The organism is Sphingobium sp. PAMC28499, assembly GCF_004795815.1.
Lineage (GTDB): Bacteria > Pseudomonadota > Alphaproteobacteria > Sphingomonadales > Sphingomonadaceae > Sphingobium > Sphingobium yanoikuyae.
Window position 1 is genome coordinate 1,990,227 of sequence record NZ_CP039248.1, and the last position, 17,484, is coordinate 2,007,710.

The 17,484-nt window shown below is 65.2% G+C and carries 17 protein-coding genes; 5 read left to right on the forward strand and 12 right to left on the reverse strand.

Features of this window, described 5'->3' with window-relative positions:
- Positions 1-20 precede the first annotated feature (20 nt).
- From rapZ to E5554_RS09670, 4 genes are all read right to left on the reverse strand, one after another.
- Positions 21-959, reverse strand: coding sequence for an RNase adapter RapZ (gene rapZ / locus E5554_RS09655; protein ID WP_136186646.1), 939 nt, complete (start codon positions 957-959; stop codon positions 21-23).
- Positions 956-1,390 carry an HPr kinase/phosphatase C-terminal domain-containing protein gene (locus tag E5554_RS09660; RefSeq protein WP_004208082.1) on the reverse strand — a complete coding sequence of 145 codons (435 nt, stop codon included), beginning with the start codon at positions 1,388-1,390 and terminating at the stop codon, positions 956-958. The genes rapZ and E5554_RS09660 overlap by 4 nt, the downstream gene beginning before the upstream one ends.
- Before the next feature lie 117 nt (positions 1,391-1,507).
- Positions 1,508-3,103: an ATP-binding protein gene (locus E5554_RS09665; protein ID WP_037517344.1), complete on the reverse strand. Its 1,596-nt coding sequence runs from the start codon at positions 3,101-3,103 to the stop codon at positions 1,508-1,510.
- The gene (locus tag E5554_RS09670; protein ID WP_004208080.1) at positions 3,072-3,776 is read right to left on the reverse strand and encodes a response regulator transcription factor; all 705 of its coding nucleotides are present in this window, start codon (positions 3,774-3,776) and stop codon (positions 3,072-3,074) included. Before E5554_RS09670 ends, E5554_RS09665 begins: the two co-directional genes overlap by 32 nt.
- Before the next feature lie 284 nt (positions 3,777-4,060).
- Between E5554_RS09670 and E5554_RS09675 the strand changes: the two genes are divergently transcribed.
- The 3 genes from E5554_RS09675 to E5554_RS09685 all read left to right on the forward strand — a co-directional run bounded on the left by E5554_RS09675 (position 4,061) and on the right by E5554_RS09685 (position 7,092).
- Entirely contained in the window at positions 4,061-5,662 is a 1,602-nt protein-coding gene (locus tag E5554_RS09675) for a phosphoenolpyruvate carboxykinase (protein ID WP_136186647.1), read from the forward strand.
- 126 nt (positions 5,663-5,788) lie between these two features.
- On the forward strand, positions 5,789-6,106 hold the full coding sequence (locus tag E5554_RS09680; RefSeq protein WP_004208078.1) for a hypothetical protein: 318 nt from the start codon (positions 5,789-5,791) through the stop codon (positions 6,104-6,106).
- A gap of 137 nt (positions 6,107-6,243) precedes the next feature.
- Positions 6,244-7,092 (forward strand): ferredoxin--NADP reductase, encoded by an 849-nt coding sequence (locus E5554_RS09685; RefSeq protein ID WP_010335536.1) that lies wholly within the window; start codon positions 6,244-6,246, stop codon positions 7,090-7,092.
- A gap of 211 nt (positions 7,093-7,303) precedes the next feature.
- On the opposite strand, the gene E5554_RS09690 is transcribed toward E5554_RS09685, so the two are convergent.
- From E5554_RS09690 to E5554_RS09720, 6 genes are all read right to left on the reverse strand, one after another.
- Positions 7,304-9,136 carry a DUF885 family protein gene (locus E5554_RS09690; RefSeq protein WP_136186648.1) on the reverse strand — a complete coding sequence of 611 codons (1,833 nt, stop codon included), beginning with the start codon at positions 9,134-9,136 and terminating at the stop codon, positions 7,304-7,306.
- A 138-nt stretch (positions 9,137-9,274) separates the two neighbouring features.
- Positions 9,275-9,769: a hypothetical protein gene (locus E5554_RS09695; RefSeq protein WP_136186649.1), complete on the reverse strand. Its 495-nt coding sequence runs from the start codon at positions 9,767-9,769 to the stop codon at positions 9,275-9,277.
- A 340-nt stretch (positions 9,770-10,109) separates the two neighbouring features.
- Positions 10,110-11,264 carry a hypothetical protein gene (locus E5554_RS09700; protein ID WP_136186650.1) on the reverse strand — a complete coding sequence of 385 codons (1,155 nt, stop codon included), beginning with the start codon at positions 11,262-11,264 and terminating at the stop codon, positions 10,110-10,112.
- The gene (locus E5554_RS09705) at positions 11,261-11,692 is read right to left on the reverse strand and encodes a hypothetical protein (RefSeq protein WP_168708696.1); all 432 of its coding nucleotides are present in this window, start codon (positions 11,690-11,692) and stop codon (positions 11,261-11,263) included. The genes E5554_RS09700 and E5554_RS09705 overlap by 4 nt, the downstream gene beginning before the upstream one ends.
- Before the next feature lie 274 nt (positions 11,693-11,966).
- Complete coding sequence (locus E5554_RS09710) at positions 11,967-12,413, reverse strand: NfeD family protein (RefSeq protein WP_136186652.1); 447 nt, start codon at positions 12,411-12,413, stop codon at positions 11,967-11,969.
- 382 nt (positions 12,414-12,795) lie between these two features.
- Complete coding sequence (locus tag E5554_RS09720) at positions 12,796-13,767, reverse strand: SPFH domain-containing protein (protein WP_136186653.1); 972 nt, start codon at positions 13,765-13,767, stop codon at positions 12,796-12,798.
- A 77-nt stretch (positions 13,768-13,844) separates the two neighbouring features.
- Between E5554_RS09720 and E5554_RS09725 the strand changes: the two genes are divergently transcribed.
- Both E5554_RS09725 and E5554_RS09730 read left to right on the forward strand, forming a co-directional pair.
- A complete protein-coding gene (locus E5554_RS09725; protein ID WP_136188305.1) occupies positions 13,845-14,660 on the forward strand; it encodes a CoA ester lyase in 816 nt (271 codons plus the stop codon).
- Positions 14,661-14,676: 16 nt separating this feature from the next.
- Positions 14,677-15,612, forward strand: a complete 936-nt coding sequence (locus E5554_RS09730) for an L-lactate dehydrogenase (RefSeq protein WP_136186654.1) — start codon at positions 14,677-14,679, stop codon at positions 15,610-15,612.
- 13 nt (positions 15,613-15,625) lie between these two features.
- Here the strand turns inward: E5554_RS09730 and E5554_RS09735 are convergent, their stop codons facing one another.
- Together E5554_RS09735 and E5554_RS09740 are read right to left on the reverse strand one after the other, a co-directional pair.
- Positions 15,626-16,579, reverse strand: a complete 954-nt coding sequence (locus E5554_RS09735) for a quinoprotein relay system zinc metallohydrolase 1 (protein WP_136186655.1) — start codon at positions 16,577-16,579, stop codon at positions 15,626-15,628.
- A complete protein-coding gene (locus E5554_RS09740) occupies positions 16,576-17,412 on the reverse strand; it encodes a quinoprotein dehydrogenase-associated SoxYZ-like carrier (RefSeq protein ID WP_136186656.1) in 837 nt (278 codons plus the stop codon). Before E5554_RS09740 ends, E5554_RS09735 begins: the two co-directional genes overlap by 4 nt.
- Positions 17,413-17,484 lie beyond the last annotated feature (72 nt).

Here is a 17,484-nt window from a genome sequence, read left to right on the forward strand (position 1 = left end):
GCTTCCGCGGCCCACCTTTGTCATGATATTGCTTTCGGGCCTCCCGGTCTGCGCTTCTCCAGACTGTCCTGGGGCGCTGATTCCATATTGCGGTGCGAGACGGTGGGCGAAAAGCCCGCATCTTGCAAGTATCTAGCGACATGTTCGGCGACATGGACCGAGCGATGGCGCCCGCCGGTGCAGCCGAAAGCCACGGTAATATAGGTTTTGCCGGCTTCGGCGTAGCGCGGCAGCAGGGTCGTCAGCAGATCCTGGATCTTGCCCAGCGCCTCCTGATAGGCCGGGTCGGCCTGGATATAGGCGGCGACATCGGCGTCGAGGCCGGTCTTGGGGCGCAAATCCTCGTCCCAGAAGGGGTTACGCAGGAAGCGCATGTCGAACATCAGGTCGACATTGCGTGGCACGCCGCGCGAATAGCCGAAGGAGAGGATGGTCAGCACCGGGTCGGAGAGCTGTTCGCGGGCGAAGCGGGCGCGCATTTCCTGCTGCAGCGCGTTGGTCGACAGGCTGGTGGTGTCGATCAGCTGGGCCGACCAGCGGCGCAGCGGTTCGGTCAGTTCGCGTTCGCGAGCGATGCCGTCGGCGGCCGGGCGATCCTGCGCCAGCGGGTGGCGGCGGCGGGTTTCGGCATAGCGGCGTTCCAGCTCGGCGCCCGAGCAGTCGAGGAACAATGTCTCGATATCATGGCCGTGCCGTTCGCGCAGCGCCTTGATCCGCTGGACGATGGCATTGGCGTCGAAGCCGCGGGTGCGTGCGTCGATGCCGAGCGCCAGCGGCCGGTCATCCTCCCCGCCATGGCCGGCGGGCAGGGGCGTGTCGAGCAGGCGGTCGAGCAGCACCAGCGGCAGATTGTCCACCACTTCCCAGCCCATATCCTCCAGCGTCTTGAGCGCCGTGGTCTTGCCGGCGCCCGACAGGCCGGAGACGAGCAGGATGGTCTTGGGCGCGATATCGCTCATGTCTTGCCCAGGGCCTTGAGCGCCAGTTCGACCTTGATCGGGGCGGACGCCTCATGCGCGACGACGGCGACCAGCGGAATTTCGACCCCGGCGATGGTGCGGGTGGCGGCGTGCATCGGCATGCGTTCGACCGTTTCGGCCAGATCGACGATCAGCGCGACCGGCGAATCGCCGACATGGGGCACGGGCACGATGCCGATGCCGCGCACTTCCATCTTGCCGCTGATGGTTTCGGGGGCGGTGGCGATCAGCCGGCCGTCGACCCGCTTGAGCAGGGTATAATCGTCGGAAACCAGCGTCGCACCCCGATCGATCAGGCGCAGGGCGAGGTCGGACTTGCCCATGCCGCTGGCGCCATAGAGCAGCACCGAGCGTCCCTCGATCGCGACGGTCGTTGCGTGAAGCGTCTCTGATGAAAGTGCCCGCACCATGTTCCCCTGCCTTCCTGCTTCTAGCCCCAGTTCGCTGCGTTGGAAATCGAATTGCGTCGATTCACGCGACATCGCAGCGGAGCATTGTGGCCAGCAGGAATGAACAGCTTATTGCTTTCATTCGGACATTATGCCGGGGTCGCGTTCCACGGCCATGGGCAGGCGGACGATGAAGCGGGCGCCGCTCAGCCTATCCTCGCGGTCGGCGATGCTGATCTTGCCCTGATGCCCCTCGACGATCGAGCGGGCGATGGCGAGACCGAGGCCCGAATGCTTGCCGAACGCCTCACCTTCCGGGCGGACGCTGTGGAAGCGGCGGAAGACATGCTCGCGCTCGCCCTCGGGCACGCCGGGGCCTTCATCCTCGACGCTGACCAGCACTTCATTGTCGGCGACGGTGGCGATGATCTGCACCAGCCCTTCGTCGGGCGAGAAGGAGATCGCGTTGTCGATCAGATTGTCGAGCACGCGCACGATCCGCTGTTCCTCGCCGAGAACGACGGCGACTTCCTTGCGTGGGCGGGCAAAGGCGAGGCGGATGCCGCGTGGCACGCCGCGTGCTTCGCGCGCCAGCACCATGCGCTCGATCAGCAGGCCAAGGTCGATCGGCTCGAACCGGGTGCGGGACAATTGGGCGTCGATGCGGGAGGCTTCGGCGATGTCGGTGACGAGCCGGTCGAGCCGGCGGACATCATCCTGCGCGATCGCCATCAACTGGTCGCGCAGGTCCGGCCGGTCCACCCGTTCGAGCGAATCGAGCGCGGAGCGGAGCGAGGCGATCGGGTTCTTGAGTTCATGGCTGACGTCGGCGGCGAAGGCGTCGGTCGCGTCGATCCGCTGGCGCAGCGCATGGCTCATGTCCGACAGGGCGCGGGCGAGCATGCCGATCTCGTCGCGGCGCTCGGGCAGGCGGGGCACGGTGACCTCCCGCGCGCGGCCGAGGCGAACGCGCACGGCGGCACGGGCCAGGCGCTGGAGCGGCTGGACGATGGTGCGGGCGAGGAACAGCGACAGCAGCACAGAGGCGAGGACGGCGGCGGCCAGCACGATGCCCAGGCGCAGCCGTTCGGCGCGGACGATGCGGGTGATGTCGCGCGCATTTTCGGTCGCGAGCAGGCCCGAGCCGTCGCGCACGGCGACGGCGGCCGAGATCATGAAGGTGCGATCGGGCGCGTAGCGGTTCATCGCCTGGGGCTGGCGCGTCTTGGCGGCCAGCACCAGTTCGGGCCAGGCGCTGGCGCGATCGACGGCGGGTTCCTCGAAATTGGGCGGGCGATCGGCGGAGACGACGCGGTCGACCGCCTTGTCGAGGAAGCGGGCGACATGGCGCTGCCATTCCTCTTCCGAGGGCAGGCGCAGTCGATAGCGCGGCGCATCCATGGCGAAGCTGTCGGCCATCAGATTGCCGGCCGCGTCATAGCGGCGCACCCGGTCGCCGGTCTGGCGCGCATAGGCGGCGATCAGCGCATTCTGCCGGTCGGCAGGCGCATTTTCCAGGCCGATGGCGAGCAGCTTCAGCTCGCGCGCCGACTGTTCCAGCCGATCGTCGACGATCCGCGTGCGATAGCTGTCCAGATAGAAGAAGCCGCCCGCCAGCAGGGCGAGCGCGAAGACATTGACCGCCAGGATGCGCGGGGTGAGGCTCAATCGCCCCGACCAGCGCACCGCGAGCGGCGCGTCCTCATTCTTCGGAGAAGCGGTATCCGGCGCCATAGAGCGTGTCGATTGCGTTGAAGTCAGGGTCTACCTCTCGGAATTTGCGACGCAGCCGCTTGATATGGCTGTCGATCGTGCGGTCGTCGACATAGACGTCGTCCTGATAGGCGGCGTCCATGAGCTGGTTGCGGTTCTTCACCACGCCGGGCCGTGCAGCAAGGGTTTCCAGGATCAGGAATTCGGTGACGGTCAGCGTCACATCCTTGCCGTCCCATTTCACCCGGTGGCGGGGCGGGTCCATCTCCAGCCGGCCGCGCACGATCGGATCGGATGGCGGTTCGTCGGCGGCTTCGGGTGTGCGGCTGATCTCCGCGCGGCGCAGGATGGCGCGGATGCGCGCGATCAGCAGCCGCTGCGAGAAGGGCTTGGAGATATAATCATCCGCGCCCATGGCCAGGCCCAGCGCCTCGTCCAGCTCGTCCGCCTTGGAGGTCAGGAAGATGACCGGCATCTGGCTCTTTTCGCGCAGGCGGCGCAGCAGTTCCAGCCCGTCCATCTGCGGCATCTTGATGTCGAACACGCCAAGGTCGGCCGGATTATCGGTCAGCGCCTTCAGCGCAGCTTCCGGGTCGGTATAGATGCGCGTGACGAACCCTTCGGTCTGCAGCGCGATCGACACCGACGTCAGGATATTCTTGTCATCATCCACCAGCGCGATGGTTGCGGTCATGCTGCGTCCCGGAACGTCATGATAAAATGGGTGAAGGCATCCAGCGTTAGACGATGGCTGCCGGGCCTGCAAGGAAGGGGCGTTGCAATTGTTGCTGCGACCCGTGCGTCGTTTTTCGGGACGGGCTGTGGTTCGCCCCTATTTGACGGCCGTAGCGCAAAGCCCTATGCCGGTATGGCTTGAAGGGGAGGATGTCCGCGCGACAAGGATCGCGGCGCTCCCGGACGGGCCGGTCGCATAAAAAGACAAGCGACTAAGGGACTTTTTACATCAGGAGCTAAGGCGTGCAGGCCAAATCCTCAATCACCCTGGTCGACCAGGGCATCTCCACCCATGCCACCCAGTTTTGGAACCTCGGCACCGCGCCGCTGGTCGAGGCCGCGCTTGCCAATGGCGAGGGCATTTTGGCCAAGGACGGCCCGCTGGTCGTCAAGACCGGCAAGCATACCGGCCGCAGCGCCAGCGACAAGTTCATCGTCCAGGATGCCGAGACGCAGGACACCGTCTGGTGGGGCAAGACCAATGTGCCGATGACGCCGGCGCACTTCGCCGCGCTGAAGGAGGATTTCTTCAAGGCGCTTGGCGAGAAGGACAAGCTCTATGTCGCCGACCTCTATGGCGGGTCGCAGCCCGAATATCGGGTCAATGTGCGCGTCATCAACGAGTTTGCCTGGCATAACCTGTTCATCCGCACCCTGCTGGTGCGGCCCGAGGCGGCGTCGCTGGCCGACTTCGCACCCGAATATACCATCATCGACCTGCCGACCTTCGTCGCCGATCCGGCACGCCATGGCTGCCGCAGCGAGACGGTGATCGCGGTCAACTTCACCGAGAAGCTGATCCTGATCGGCGGCACCCGCTATGCCGGCGAGATGAAGAAGTCGGTGTTCGGCATCCTCAATTATCTGCTGCCGACCAAGGGCGTGATGCCGATGCACTGTTCGGCCAATATCGGCCCGAATGGCGACACGGCCGTCTTCTTCGGCCTGAGCGGCACCGGCAAGACGACGCTGTCGGCGGACGCCAGCCGCACCCTGATCGGCGATGACGAGCATGGCTGGTCGGATCAGGCGGTCTTCAATTTCGAGGGCGGCTGCTATGCCAAGATGATCAACCTGTCGGCCGAGGCCGAGCCGGAGATCTTCGCCACCACCAAGCGGTTCGGCACGGTGCTGGAAAATGTCGTGATCGACGAGGAAAGTCGCGAGATCGACCTGGACGACAACTCGCTGGCGGAGAATAGCCGCGGTTCCTACCCGATCGACTTCATCCCGAACACGTCGGAGAAGAATCTGGGGCCGGTGCCCAAGAACATCATCTTCCTGACAGCCGACGCTTACGGCGTTCTCCCGCCGATCGCGCGGCTGACTCCGGAGCAGGCGATGTATCACTTCCTGTCCGGTTACACCGCGCGCGTCGCGGGCACCGAGATCGGCGTGACCGAGCCGACAGCGACCTTCTCGACCTGCTTCGGCGCGCCGTTCATGCCGCGCCACCCCAGCGTCTATGGCAATCTGCTGAAAGAGCGGATCAACAAGGGCGGCGTCACCTGCTGGCTGGTCAACACCGGCTGGGCCGGTGGCAAGGCGACCATGCCGGGGATCAAGCGCATGCCGATCAAGGTAACGCGCGCGCTGCTCAACGCGGCGCTCGACGGCAGCCTGAACAGCGCCGAATTCCGCACCGATCCCAATTTCGGGTTCGAGGTGCCGGTGGCGGTGAATGGCGTCGACAGCCAGATCCTCGACCCGCGCGCTATGTGGGCGGACAAGGACGGCTATGACGCGACGGCGGCGACGCTGGTGAAGGCCTTTGTCGACAATTTCGCCCAGTTCGAGGAGCATGTCGACGATGGTGTGCGCAGCGCGGCGCTGACGGCGGCCTGAATGGGCGCCTGATCGGACGCAGCAATGTAGTGAAGGGGCCGGGGCGGGAACGCTCCGGCTCTTTTGCTTTTGGCGGGGCGCGCGGCGGTGCTATGCTGTCCGCCTATCATGGCAGCGGAGATTAGCATGGGCATGTTCGACAATCTGATGGGCAATCTGGGCGGGCTGGAAGCGATCGCGCAGAAGGTCGGGCTGGAGCCGGAGCAGATGCAGGGCCTGCTGAACGAGATCGGCGCCAAGATCGGCAGCGGCGAGACCAGCGTGTCGGCACTGGCCGAGACGGCGGCCGAGCATGGCGTGTCGGCGGATGCGCTGCAGCAGTTGCTGGGCCAGTTTGGCGGGCCGGAGGCGATATTGGGCCAGTTGGGCGGCTTCCTGGACCGCGATGGCGACGGCAATCCGCTCAATGAGCTGAGTGGCCTGGCCAAGGGGCTGTTCGGCTGACGTAACGCGGGGGCGGGCCGGCAAAAGCCGGCCCTTGGCCGCCCCCAAGTTTTTTTGGCCTTGCCTTCGCGATGCGGTGGGGCCATTTGCGGACTACGCCATTATTGCGAATGATCCGCAACTAGCGCCGCCCGATCATGGCGGCGCCGACGAAATGCAAGGATAAGGTCTTGACCGACGTGACGATCGAAAAGCCGGTTCTGGAACCCACCGGCGCGCTTTCCGTGGAAACCGTGCTGTCGGTGAAGCACTGGAACGAGCATCTGTTCAGCTTCCGCATCACCCGCCCGGCAAGCTTCCGCTTCCGTTCGGGCGAGTTCATCATGATCGGCCTGAAGGGCGATAACGGCAAGCCGTTGCTGCGCGCTTACTCGATCGCCAGCCCCGCCTGGGACGAGGAAATCGAATTCCTGTCGATCAAGGTGCAGGACGGTCCGCTGACCAGCAAGCTGCAGAAGATCGAGCCGGGCGACCAGATCTATCTCGGCCGCAAGCCGACCGGCACGCTGGTGACCGACGCGCTGCTGCCGGGCAAGCGGCTGTTCATGCTGTCGACCGGCACCGGCCTGGCGCCGTTCCTCAGCCTGCCGCGCGACCCGGATGTCTATGAATTCTACGAGCAGGTCGTGGTGGTGCATTCGGTGCGCCGGGTGAGCGACCTGGCCTTCCGCGACGAGATGGAAGGCAAGTGGGCCGAAGATCCGCTGGTGTCGGAGCAGGCCGCCGGCCAGTTCCATTATGTGCCGACCGTGACGCGGGAGGAGTTCCCCAACAATGAGCGCATCGACAAGCTGGTCGAGAGCGGCAAGCTGTTCGAGGGGATTCCCGGCGCGGCCAAGTTCGACCCCGAGACCGACCGGATCATGATGTGCGGCAGCATGGAAATGATCAAGCAGTTCGCGGCCTATTTCGAGGAGCAGGGCTTCACCGAAGGCTCCAACGCGGCGCCGGGCCAGTTCGTGATCGAGCGCGCCTTTGTAGGCTAAGGGCTGCGGCAGCGAGAATAGAGAAGGGCCGGGGGAGCGATCCTCCGGCCTTTTTTTGTTGTCCTGTCCCCCTCTCGTAAACGGGAGGGGCGGCGAGACTTAATGAGCGTAGCGAATTTAGTCGCAGCGGGGTGGGCAGGTTCGACGTTGCGCAGGCCCACCCCCTAACCCCCTCCCGCCTGCGGGAGGGGGGACAGATTATTGCCGGCTGTTACGCCCCCTTCCTCTGGGCGACATAGGCGTCGACATTTTTCGCCAGCACCGTCATCGGCACGCCGCCGCCCTTGACCACGGCGTCGTTGAACAGGCGGAAGTCGAACTTGTCGCCCAGCGCCTGTTGCGCCTGTGCCCGCAGGCGGACGATTTCGCCATGGCCGACCTTGTAGCCGCAGGCCTGGCCCGGCCAGGCGCAGTAACGGTCGACCTCGCCCTGCACATCCTCGACCGTGGAGCCGTTGGTGGTGGCGAACCAGTGGATCGCTTGGGTCCGCGTCCAGCGCTTGGCATGAAGGCCGGTGTCGACCACCAGGCGGCAACAGCGATAGGCGATCGACTGGAGATAGCCCAGCCGCCCGGCGACATCGCCGTCATAAGCGCCCAACTCGTCGCCCAGCTGCTCGGCATAGAGCGCCCAGCCCTCCGAATAGGCGTTGAAGGCGAGCATGGAGCGGATCAGCGGCAGCTTGTAGGTATATTCGCCCTGCCAGATATGGCCCGGAATCCCCTCATGATAGCAAAGCGTCGGCAGCGAATAGCGCGGCCAGATGCTGGTATCGCGCAGGTTGATATAATAATTGCCCGGCACGCTGCCGTCGATCGTGCCCGCGCCGGCATAGGCGCCCGGCGCGCCGGCCTCGATCTCCACCGGCACCCGCTTCACCACCAGCCTGGCCGGCACCAGGGTCGCGAAGGCGCGGGGCAGGCGGGTGCGGATATCGGCCAGGCGCCCGTCGATATAGGAGAGGATCTGCTGGCGCCCCTTGTCGTCATTGGGGAAGATATAGCGCGGATCCTTGCCCATCGCCGTCATCCGCTCGCCCACGGTCCCCTTGGTCATGCCGAGGGATTTCAAGAGCCGGTCCATTTCCGACTGGAGGGCTTTGAGCTGTTCCTGGCCCAGCGCATGGACTTCGTTGGGCGACATGGTGGTGGTGCCGGCCTGCAGCGCCCAGGCATAATAAGCCTCGCCCTGCGGCAGTTTCCACACGCCCGCATCCATGGTGGCAAGGCCACGCTGGCGGGTGAGTTCGGCGGCCTGGCGGGCGAGGGCGGGGGCGATGGCGGTGCGGGTGATCTGTTCCGCCTTGGCGGCATAATCGCCCTGCATGTCGCGGGTGCGGCGCGCGATCGAGGCGACCGGCACCCACTGGTCGATCGGCTGGCCCTGCACCGCCTTCATCTGGCCCAGCGTCTTGTCGAGCAGGAAGGCGGGGGCGACGACGCCGACGCCGGCGTCATGCTTCAACCGCTCGGTCTCGCCGTCGAGATTGGCGGCATATTGGGTCAGGCGTTCGAGATAGGCGTCGGCGTCGGCCGGGGTGGCGATGCCATGATTGGCGTCGAGGAAGTCGGGCGTCTCGATGAAGGCGCCGGTATTCTGGGCGACGGCATAGGGCGCGTTGCGATAGGACCAGTTGCTGTTCATCATCGCCATGTCGCCAAAGGGGAAGGCGAAGCCGGCATCGGCCAGTTCATGGGCGGCGCGCACCACCTCCACATCGGTGCGGGTGGCGGGGGACAGGGCGTCGAGATCGACGGCGCGCAGCTGGGTCAGGCGATCCTTCACATGGGCGGCGATCCGGGCCTGGCCGGCCGGGCTCTTGTCGCCCAGGCGCGCTTTGAGCGGGGCGCGGGCGCCGGTGTCGAGGCCAAGGCCGCTCGCGGTTTCGGGCGCATCGGCCAGCATCGCCTCGGCCATGCCGGCGAGCAGGGCTTCGGCGCGGGCGTCGGCTGTCGTTGCCTGCGCCAGGGTGCGGGCGGGGAGGGCGGACAGGGCAAGGGCGGAGGAGCCGGCGACGAGAAAATCGCGGCGGGAGGTCGTCATGAGGATTGGGTCTCCGTAGGAAATCACGCGGCTGGCGCGATTTCCGAGTCATCCGGCGGGGCGCCGGGTTGGAAATCGCCCTCTTAACTTCGCATATTTCCCGCACATTTCGACATCTTATTTCCTACCCGCGACAGATCATAATAATCGGGCGATGCAGCCAAGGTCGATCTCCGGCGCGCTGATCGAGAGTTCCGCGACCAGATCGCGCAGGGCGATGCGCTGGCGATGGGGCATGGCGGCGCGGGCGCCGCTGCGCTCGGCACAGATGGTGCGCATCGCCGCCAGCATCACCCGATTGTCGGGCGCGCGGCGATGGCCGACCACCACGCCGCGCCGGACGATGGGGCGGACCTGCGCGCAGCGGGCCAGCGCGATCGCCTGGGCACGGGCGGCGTCCAGCCCCATCTCCAGCGCCCAGTCCCAGGCGGCGGCAAAACTCTCCGCCCCCTGTTTCTGCCGCAGCTGATAGGCCGAGCGCGGCGAGCAGCCGACGCTGCGCGCCGCCTGCGCCACCACGCCACAGCGCGCCAGCATGTCGATAAAGGCCCGCTGCGCGGCCGGCGACCAGCCCGACGCGCGCCGGCGCAGCATCGGGACGGAGGTGAAATGGAGAAGGGGCATGTCGGTCATGCCGGCGAGGCTATCATGCGGGTGGAGGTGTAGGACAGGGATGGGCGCGAATGGCCGTTTCCGGACTGGCAGGTTCCAGGTGATCAAATCGCTAAAGCTGCCGCATCCGTTGGATGTTGGTTCGCTACAGCTTCCGACCAGCCCCATCCCTGGGTTAAGCGCGAACGTCTCTTTATGCCGAAATCGGTCGTTGGCTTGCTCGGCCGAAAGCCACAGGCCGCGTTCAAATGTCGGCGGGAGCAGCTTCGGAGTGCAGCGCTCAAGCCGCGACCGACCTTCTTTGACGCGAGGTGATCCGATTGCCGGCGCTTCGCGAGCTTCCATTGAAAGGCGGCCGACCTCATGGAACTAGCGCAATCAACTCGACGCTTTCGCGCCTGACGGCGGTGACGATATTTCGATAACGCTTTGAGTTCATGTAGCCACGCACCGAATGCACTTGGTCATTCACTAAGGTGACCCATAGTTTCGGTCGGCGGAGGAAAACACGATCGTCGCTTTCAACGACCACGCCCATCTCTGTGTTATCGGTTGACAGGACGCGTCCCGGCGCAGCGAAACTTCCAAGCTCTCGAGGATTTTCGGTAATTTGATTTCGATCAGTTGCGGCCAAACGCTTGATGGTGCCGTCGTGGAACTCTACCCAGATAGTGCTCTTGAACAGAAACATCCGCTTCGCGGACGATCCGGCATGTTCGATGAGCTCTCTGAATTGCGCCGATTGCTCTTGGTAGTCCAGCCCGCCGACCGTCATTAGCTCGACTTCCTGCCGTCCGCTTTCTTCAGCCTCAAGTTTATTTTGCACGGACAAAGCAGTACGTCCGGATTCTGCGTGGTAGAATTCCACTTGAGTAGGCGTCCGCAGGTTTGAAATGGCATCGGTGTTCAACTCGATCCCATACGACTGCGAAGCAAACTCCTGGAACGAGATTTCCCACTCGCTTTCCTCGGTGTTCGTCCCAAACGCGATTAGTCCGCCGTTTTTTCCGCACGCGGCGCTGACTGCACCATAACGGCATCGAAATTGTCGAGAGGCCAAATCCGACACCCGTCGCTGATTAAGTGGAGTTTTGGCAGTGCGCCCGAGACCGCCGAAATCGAGATTATCGCGATCGAGCGCCTTAAACTGATAAATACTTTTTTCAGTGCTGAAGTAAGCACGTCCATAGTAAAAACGAAAATCCAAGACCGATTTGAAATCTATCCTGCTGCCAAAGGTGTACGAGAACCGCTCGACGTCATCTTCGCTGACATCGATTGTGGCATCGGTTTGCAATAGGCGATCAATCTCCTGATCCGGCCTGCCAGGAACAATTCTGCGGTTATCGGCGAACAGTTTGCCTGCGGCGGCGCCGCTACCATTAAGTCGCTTGTTGCAGAACTCTTGAATATCAAACGCGCGAATTAGACCATCTTTCGAGATCAGCCACGCAAAATCAAAATAAAGATAGCACTCAACGAATGATCCGTGCAGACTGAGCGTCTTCTGCCTCATATTTTGCCCTTCCGGATGCGGCCAGCGACCAGGTCGTCAATCCGCGGTTTATCGCCGGCTTCCCACGTCGAAACGACCTCCTCTGGGATTTCATAATGCTCGTCATTGGAAGGAGATACTGGGTAGCCGTGCCACGGCCCTGGGTGATTGCCGCAGTGAGGAAAGAATGCGACCCGCTCGCCAAAGTTGCCGACGACGCGAGAAGCGTTCTGGGAAATCCACCAATAGTTTTCTTGGTCGCATTTCCAGATTTTATAATCACTCGTATCGAAAAAATCGGCTTCCTCTGAAACGCTCACTGTCTTAGACCATAGCGTCTTCCCGGCTTTTATTTTATTACGATGATAGTTCATCGACTTGTAAGTCCGATCGTTGCGGGATGTGTAGCCGAATACGATTCCGTCAATTTCTGCAGCCAGCCGTTGCAACTTCGCCTCACTTTGTTAACCCAACCCACGCACGTAGGTTCATCGTCGTTCCGCTCGTAAATTGGATTGCGGCATAGCGCGAGCAGAATTGAAATAGATAAACATGTAAGGCGCGAACGCGGCTCGTGTTGGAAGCCGGCGTTCAACGGTTTACATGGGTATGACTGCAATGCCCGAACACCGCCGGCCAAATCGACCAATAGCACTGTCTGCTTTCGGGCATTCGCCGGACTGGTCGTAATGACTGGGATGGGAGCCAGCCGGTCGTCGCGCCCTAAATCCCCTCCACCCACAGCACCGCGCCTTCTGCGCCCGTCACGCGCACCCGCGCGCCCGCTTCGCTGTCCGGGCCGCGGGCGGTCCAGACGCTGTCGCCGACCTTGACCCGGCCTTCGCCGCCGCGGATCGGCTCCACGACGGTCACCAGTTCGCCGATCAGGCGGGCGGTGCGGTCGTTGAGATTGGGGTCGGTCGAGGGCACCGGATTGTCCACATACCAGCGCCGCCCGGCCCAGACCGAGATGACCGAGAGCGCGGCGAAGATCAGCAGCTGGAGCGGGATGCCGATCGGCAGCGCCAGCGCGGCGAGGCCGGTGATGGCGGCGGCGATCGCGATCCAGATCAGGAAGACGCCGGGGATCAGCACTTCCGCAATGGCCAGCAGTGCGGCGAAGACCAGCCAGGCCCAATGATCCTGCAGCAGGGTGAGCCAGTCGGTCATGGGGTGGTCCTGTGGTTGGTGGGGTGGGGTGTTTTTGTGTCGTTTCGGCGGCGGCAGGGCGCAATTGCTCTGGCGTCGCGGATAGCGGAAAGTGTGGGAGATGGGTTCCCGCTTTCGCGGGAATGACGTGGGTGGGTGGGGCCAGCTTTCGTCCGTTCGGGCTGCGCTTGTCGAAGCCCTTTTCCTTTAGAAAAAGAGAGCCCCCCTTCGACTGCCTGCCTGCGGCAGGCGCTCAGGACAGGCTTCGACAGGCTCAGGGCGAACGGTTTTAGGAGGATGCGTTGCGTTGTCGGCTTCTCGACTTCGCTCGAAGCGAACGGAAGGTGGGGGGCTCGATTGCTCAGGGAGGACCGGTTGCGCAGCGGCGCCATCGCTCTCGCCCTCAGCCCTGGGTCTGGCCGAACGGGCCCCGGCGGGACGCGGCGGGTGGCGTTGGCGGGGTGGGGGTGTCGGCCAGCGCTTCCTTGGCGAGCTGGCCGATGCCGCCGAGCGTGCCGATGAGCTGGGTCGCCTCGACCGGGAAGAGAATGGTCTTGGCATTGGGCGAGGTGGCGAATTGTTGCACCGCGTCGGTATATTTCTGGGCGATGAAGTAATTGAGCGCCTGCGGATTGCCGGCCGCGATCGCGTCCGACACCATCTGGGTCGCCTTGGCTTCGGCTTCCGCCTCGCGCTCGCGCGCTTCGGCATCGCGGAAGGCGGCTTCGCGGCGGCCTTCGGCTTCCAGGATCTGCGACTGTTTCTGGCCTTCGGCGCGCAGGATCTCGCTGCTTTTCAGGCCCTCCGCCTCCAGGATGTTGGCGCGCTTCTCGCGCTCCGCCTTCATCTGGCGCCCCATGGCGTTGACGATGTCGGCGGGCGGGCGGATGTCCTTGAGTTCGACGCGGGTGATCTTGATGCCCCAGGCGTTGGTGGCGTGATCGACCACCGAGAGGAGGCGGGCGTTGATCTCGTCGCGCTTCGACAGGGTTTCGTCGAGGTCCATCGAGCCCATCACGGTGCGCAAATTGGTGGTGGCGAGCTGCATGATGGCGACATAGAGTTCGGACACTTCATAGGCGGCCTTGGCGGCGTCGAGCACCTGGAAGAAGACCACGCCGTCGACCGACACCATGGCATTGTCCTTGGTGATGATTTCCTGCCCCGGAATGTCGACGACCTGCTCCATCATGTTGATCTTGCGGCCGACGGCGTAGAAGAAGGCGGGGTAGAAATTGAGGCCGGGCTTCGCCACCTCGGTAAAGCGGCCGAAACGCTCGATCGTATATTGATAGCCCTGCCGCACCACCTTGACGCTGACCGCCAGGTAGAAGAGCACCAGAAACGTGACCGTGAGTGCGAAGGTCGTCACCATATGTCCTCCCCAATGTGGGAGCGCACTATGGCGGCTATTCGTTAACGGGAAAAGGCAAAGTGATGGAGAGACATAAGATGCAGTTGCGCCACGCCCGATCCCTGCTGTTCCTGCCCGCGTCCAATCCGCGCGCGGTGGCCAAGGCGCGCACGCTGGCGTGCGACATGGTGATCCTGGACCTGGAGGATGCGGTGCCCGACGCGGACAAGGCGGCGGCGCTGGACGCGGCGGTGGAGGCCGTGGGCGAGGGCTTTGGCGGGCGGCTGATGGCGGTGCGGATCAATGTCGAGGGGATGCCGTCGCACGGGCCAGAGATGGTGGCATTGAAGCGCACCGCGGCCGACTATGTGGTGCTGCCCAAGGTCGAGAATGCCAAGCAGGTGAAGGATGTCTATTCCGTCGCGCAGAAGCCGGTGATCGCGATGATCGAGAGCGCGAAGGGCGTGCTGGCGGCGCCGGGAATCGCGGCGGGCGAGGGTTGCGCGGCGCTGTTCGTGGGCACCAATGACCTGCGCAAGGATCTGGCCATTCCGCCCTCGGCCGGGCGGGCGGGGCTGGCCCATGTGCTGCAGAGCGTGGTGCTGGCGGCGCGCGCTGCGGGGATCGCGGTGTTCGACGGTGTGTTCAACCGGCTGGATGATGAAGCGGGGCTGGAGGCGGAATGCGCCGAGGGCCATGGCTTCGGCTTTGACGGCAAGACGCTGATCCACCCCGGACAGGTGCCGGTGGCGAACCAGGCGTTCGGCCCGAACGCGCAGGCGGTGGCGGATGCGCGCCGGCTGATCGAGGCGGCGACCGGCGGGGCCGAGCGCTTCGAGGGGCGGATGATCGAGGCGATGCATGTCGACGAGGCGCGGGCGCTGGTGGCGCGGGCGGAGGCGGTCGGGCAATAGCGAAAGGCGACAAGGCATGGCGGTACGGTTCGACAAGGTTGCGATCATCGGGACCGGCCATGTCGGTGCCACGGCCGCCTATGCGATGATGCTGCGCGGGCTGTTCACGCAGATATTGCTGATCGATGCGGACGGGCCGCGCGCACAGGCCGAGGCGCTGGACATTGCCGACGCCAATGCGCTGGCGCGGCCGGCCCATGTCCTGCGCGGCGATTATCGGGATGCGGGCGATGCGGCGATCGTGGTCATCACGGCGGGCGCGACCACCCATGGCGAGGAAAGCCGGCTGTCGGTGGCCGGACGCAGCGCCGCCATCGTGGCGGACTGTGCGCGGCGGGTGGTGGAGGCGGGCTTTGGCGGGGTGATGATCGTCGCGTCCAACCCGGTCGATGCGATGGCGCAGGTGGCGCAGCGCGCGTCGGGCCTGCCGGTGGGGCAGGTGATTGGCACCGGGACGCTGCTCGACAGTGCGCGCTTCCGCCGGCGGCTGGCCGACCGGCTGGGGGTGGCGCCGGTGTCGGTCGAGGGACAGGTGCTGGGCGAGCATGGCGACAGCGAGGTGGCGGTCTTTTCGGGCGTGCGGATCGGCGGGGTGACGCTGGACCAGTTTCGCGGCGGCGCTGTGCTGGACCGGGCGGAACTGGCGCATGAGACGATGCGGGCGGGCTATGCGATCAACTATGGCAAGGGTCATACAAGCTATGGCGTGGCGACGGCGATCGTGCGGCTGTGCGAGGCGGTGCGGCGCGACGAGCAGGTGGTGCTGCCGGTGTCGACCCTGGCCCATGGCGAATGCGGGGTGGCGGGCGTCTATCTGAGCCTGCCCTGCGTGATCGGGGCGCTGGGGGTGAGCCGGGTGCTGGCGCCGGACCTGGATGCGGAGGAGCGGGCGGCGCTGCAGGCGTCGGCAGCGGTGCTGCAGGGCATCATGGACGGGCTGGAATCCCATTGAAAATCGCCGGCGATCATCCCTCCGGCAGATCCACCCTGGGCAGCAGTTCCGCCTCCAGCGCGGGATAGAGATGGGCGACGCTGCGTTGCAGCTCGTAGCGGGCGGCGGCGATGGTGGCGAAGCGGTCGGGGATGGGGAGAGTGCCGGCCTCCACCATGTCGAGGCCGGACTGCACGGCGGTGCGCAGCGTCGTGTCGAGCCAGTCGAGCCAGTCGCGGGTCTGGGCGATGGCGCGGGTGCCGCCGGGATCGAACGGGCCATGGCCGGGGATCGCCGCCTTGTGCGGTAATCTGGCGAGCGCATCCAGGCTCTCGCGCCAGCGGCCAAGGTTTGCGGTCGGCGTGCTGGGCGCGCGGTCGAGGAAGAGCAGGTCGCCGCCGATCAGCGTGCCGGTGCGTTCGTCCAACAAGGCGAGATCGGCATTGCTGTGGCCGGCGAGCGGCAGCAGTTGCAGGCGGCGGCCGCCGAAATCCTCCGCCGGCTGGTCGATCCGCCGGCCCGGCAGGGCGAGGTCGGTGCCGCGCATCCAGTCGCCCAGCAGGCGATAGAGCGCATCGGAAAAACCGCGCCCGTCCCGTTCCATGTCGGCGATCGTGCCGGGCAGGGCGGCGACGATGGCGGGATCGAAGGCGGCGATGCCCATGCCATGGTCGGGATGGAGATGGGTGACATAGACCCGCACGACCGGCTGGCCGGTCAGCGTCTCCGCCACTTTCCTGAGCATGTGGCCATAGCGGATCGACGGGCCGGCATCGACCAGCAGCGTGCCGGCCGGGGTGGCGATGATCGCGATATTGGCGATCGCGCCGCCATTGGCGAACAGCATCGGTTCGTCGGCGCCATGGATCATCCAGAGGCCATCGGCGACCGGCTGCGGATCGATGCGATAATCGTCCGGTGCGGCCCCGGTCAGCAGCGGGAGGGCGCCGGTCATGCCGGCCAGCGCCTGTCGGCGGTTGAGCATCATCGGCCGGTCGCGCCGGTGGCAGTGGGCAGGGGCGACTGGCGGGCGACCGTCACCTTGGCGAGATAGGCGCGGCCATTGGTGTCGCGCGCGGCGATGGAGAGCGTGTCGCCGGGATGGGCGCGGGGCATCAGCGTGATGGCGGGGTCTTCGGCGACGGCGGCCCATATCTCCATCTGACCGAGCAGTTGGCCGTCAGGGCCGGTCACGCGCATCTGTTCGATATGATAGGTCGGGATATTGGCGACGAAGCCGGTGTCCATCGGATGGCGGAAGGTGACGCGCAGCCGGCTGGCGCCGTCGGCCATCGGCCAGGCTTCGCCCCGCATTTCGCCCAGATGCTGGGCCCAGTCGCCCTTCACCCGGCTGACCGGCGGGGCCGAGCAGCCGCCGCCCGCCGCATCGACCCAGCCGCCGCTGACCAGCCATTGGCCGTCCGCCAGTTGCACCGCGCCGCGCACCGGGGTGCGTTGGTCGAGCTTGATGCGGGTGGCGACATAAGGTTCGGCGCCGTCGGGCCGATAATCGATGGCGATCGGGATGGGATTGAGATCGGCCAGGATCAGCATGCGCCTGACCGGACCGAGGCCCGGACCGAGGCCGCGCGCGTCGAGCGCGACCGGGAAGCTGCGCTGGTTTTCCGCGATTTCGGGATAGCTGACCTTCACGCGCGGATCGAAGCTGACCGGATCGTCGCCGAAGATGGTCTGCGCATGGGCGGTCCACATCGGCGAATGCAGCGGATCGGCGGGATAGGGCGCGCGGGCAGGCGCGATGCTGCCGGCTGCCAGCAGGCAGGACATGGCCATGGCTGTCAGGGTCTTGCGCCTGTTCATCCTCTTCTCCCAAAGTCCATGCCTAGCGCCGGGAAAAACCGGCTACCATTGCACCTTGGGTCGTGGAGCCTG

Coding starts and splice junctions, on each gene's coding strand:
- E5554_RS09670 (WP_004208080.1), bottom strand. CDS start 3,776: ATGACCGCAACCATCGCGCTGGTGGATGATGACAAGAATATCCTGACG.
- E5554_RS09735 (WP_136186655.1), bottom strand. CDS start 16,579: ATGATGCTCAACCGCCGACAGGCGCTGGCCGGCATGACCGGCGCCCTC.
- E5554_RS09700 (WP_136186650.1), bottom strand. CDS start 11,264: ATGAGGCAGAAGACGCTCAGTCTGCACGGATCATTCGTTGAGTGCTAT.
- E5554_RS09710 (WP_136186652.1), bottom strand. CDS start 12,413: ATGACCGACTGGCTCACCCTGCTGCAGGATCATTGGGCCTGGCTGGTC.
- E5554_RS09660 (WP_004208082.1), bottom strand. CDS start 1,390: ATGGTGCGGGCACTTTCATCAGAGACGCTTCACGCAACGACCGTCGCG.
- E5554_RS09665 (WP_037517344.1), bottom strand. CDS start 3,103: ATGGCGCCGGATACCGCTTCTCCGAAGAATGAGGACGCGCCGCTCGCG.
- E5554_RS09740 (WP_136186656.1), bottom strand. CDS start 17,412: ATGAACAGGCGCAAGACCCTGACAGCCATGGCCATGTCCTGCCTGCTG.
- E5554_RS09720 (WP_136186653.1), bottom strand. CDS start 13,767: ATGGTGACGACCTTCGCACTCACGGTCACGTTTCTGGTGCTCTTCTAC.
- E5554_RS09730 (WP_136186654.1), top strand. CDS start 14,677: ATGGCGGTACGGTTCGACAAGGTTGCGATCATCGGGACCGGCCATGTC.
- E5554_RS09725 (WP_136188305.1), top strand. CDS start 13,845: ATGCAGTTGCGCCACGCCCGATCCCTGCTGTTCCTGCCCGCGTCCAAT.
- E5554_RS09680 (WP_004208078.1), top strand. CDS start 5,789: ATGGGCATGTTCGACAATCTGATGGGCAATCTGGGCGGGCTGGAAGCG.
- E5554_RS09685 (WP_010335536.1), top strand. CDS start 6,244: ATGGCGGCGCCGACGAAATGCAAGGATAAGGTCTTGACCGACGTGACG.
- E5554_RS09695 (WP_136186649.1), bottom strand. CDS start 9,769: ATGACCGACATGCCCCTTCTCCATTTCACCTCCGTCCCGATGCTGCGC.
- E5554_RS09690 (WP_136186648.1), bottom strand. CDS start 9,136: ATGACGACCTCCCGCCGCGATTTTCTCGTCGCCGGCTCCTCCGCCCTT.
- rapZ (WP_136186646.1), bottom strand. CDS start 959: ATGAGCGATATCGCGCCCAAGACCATCCTGCTCGTCTCCGGCCTGTCG.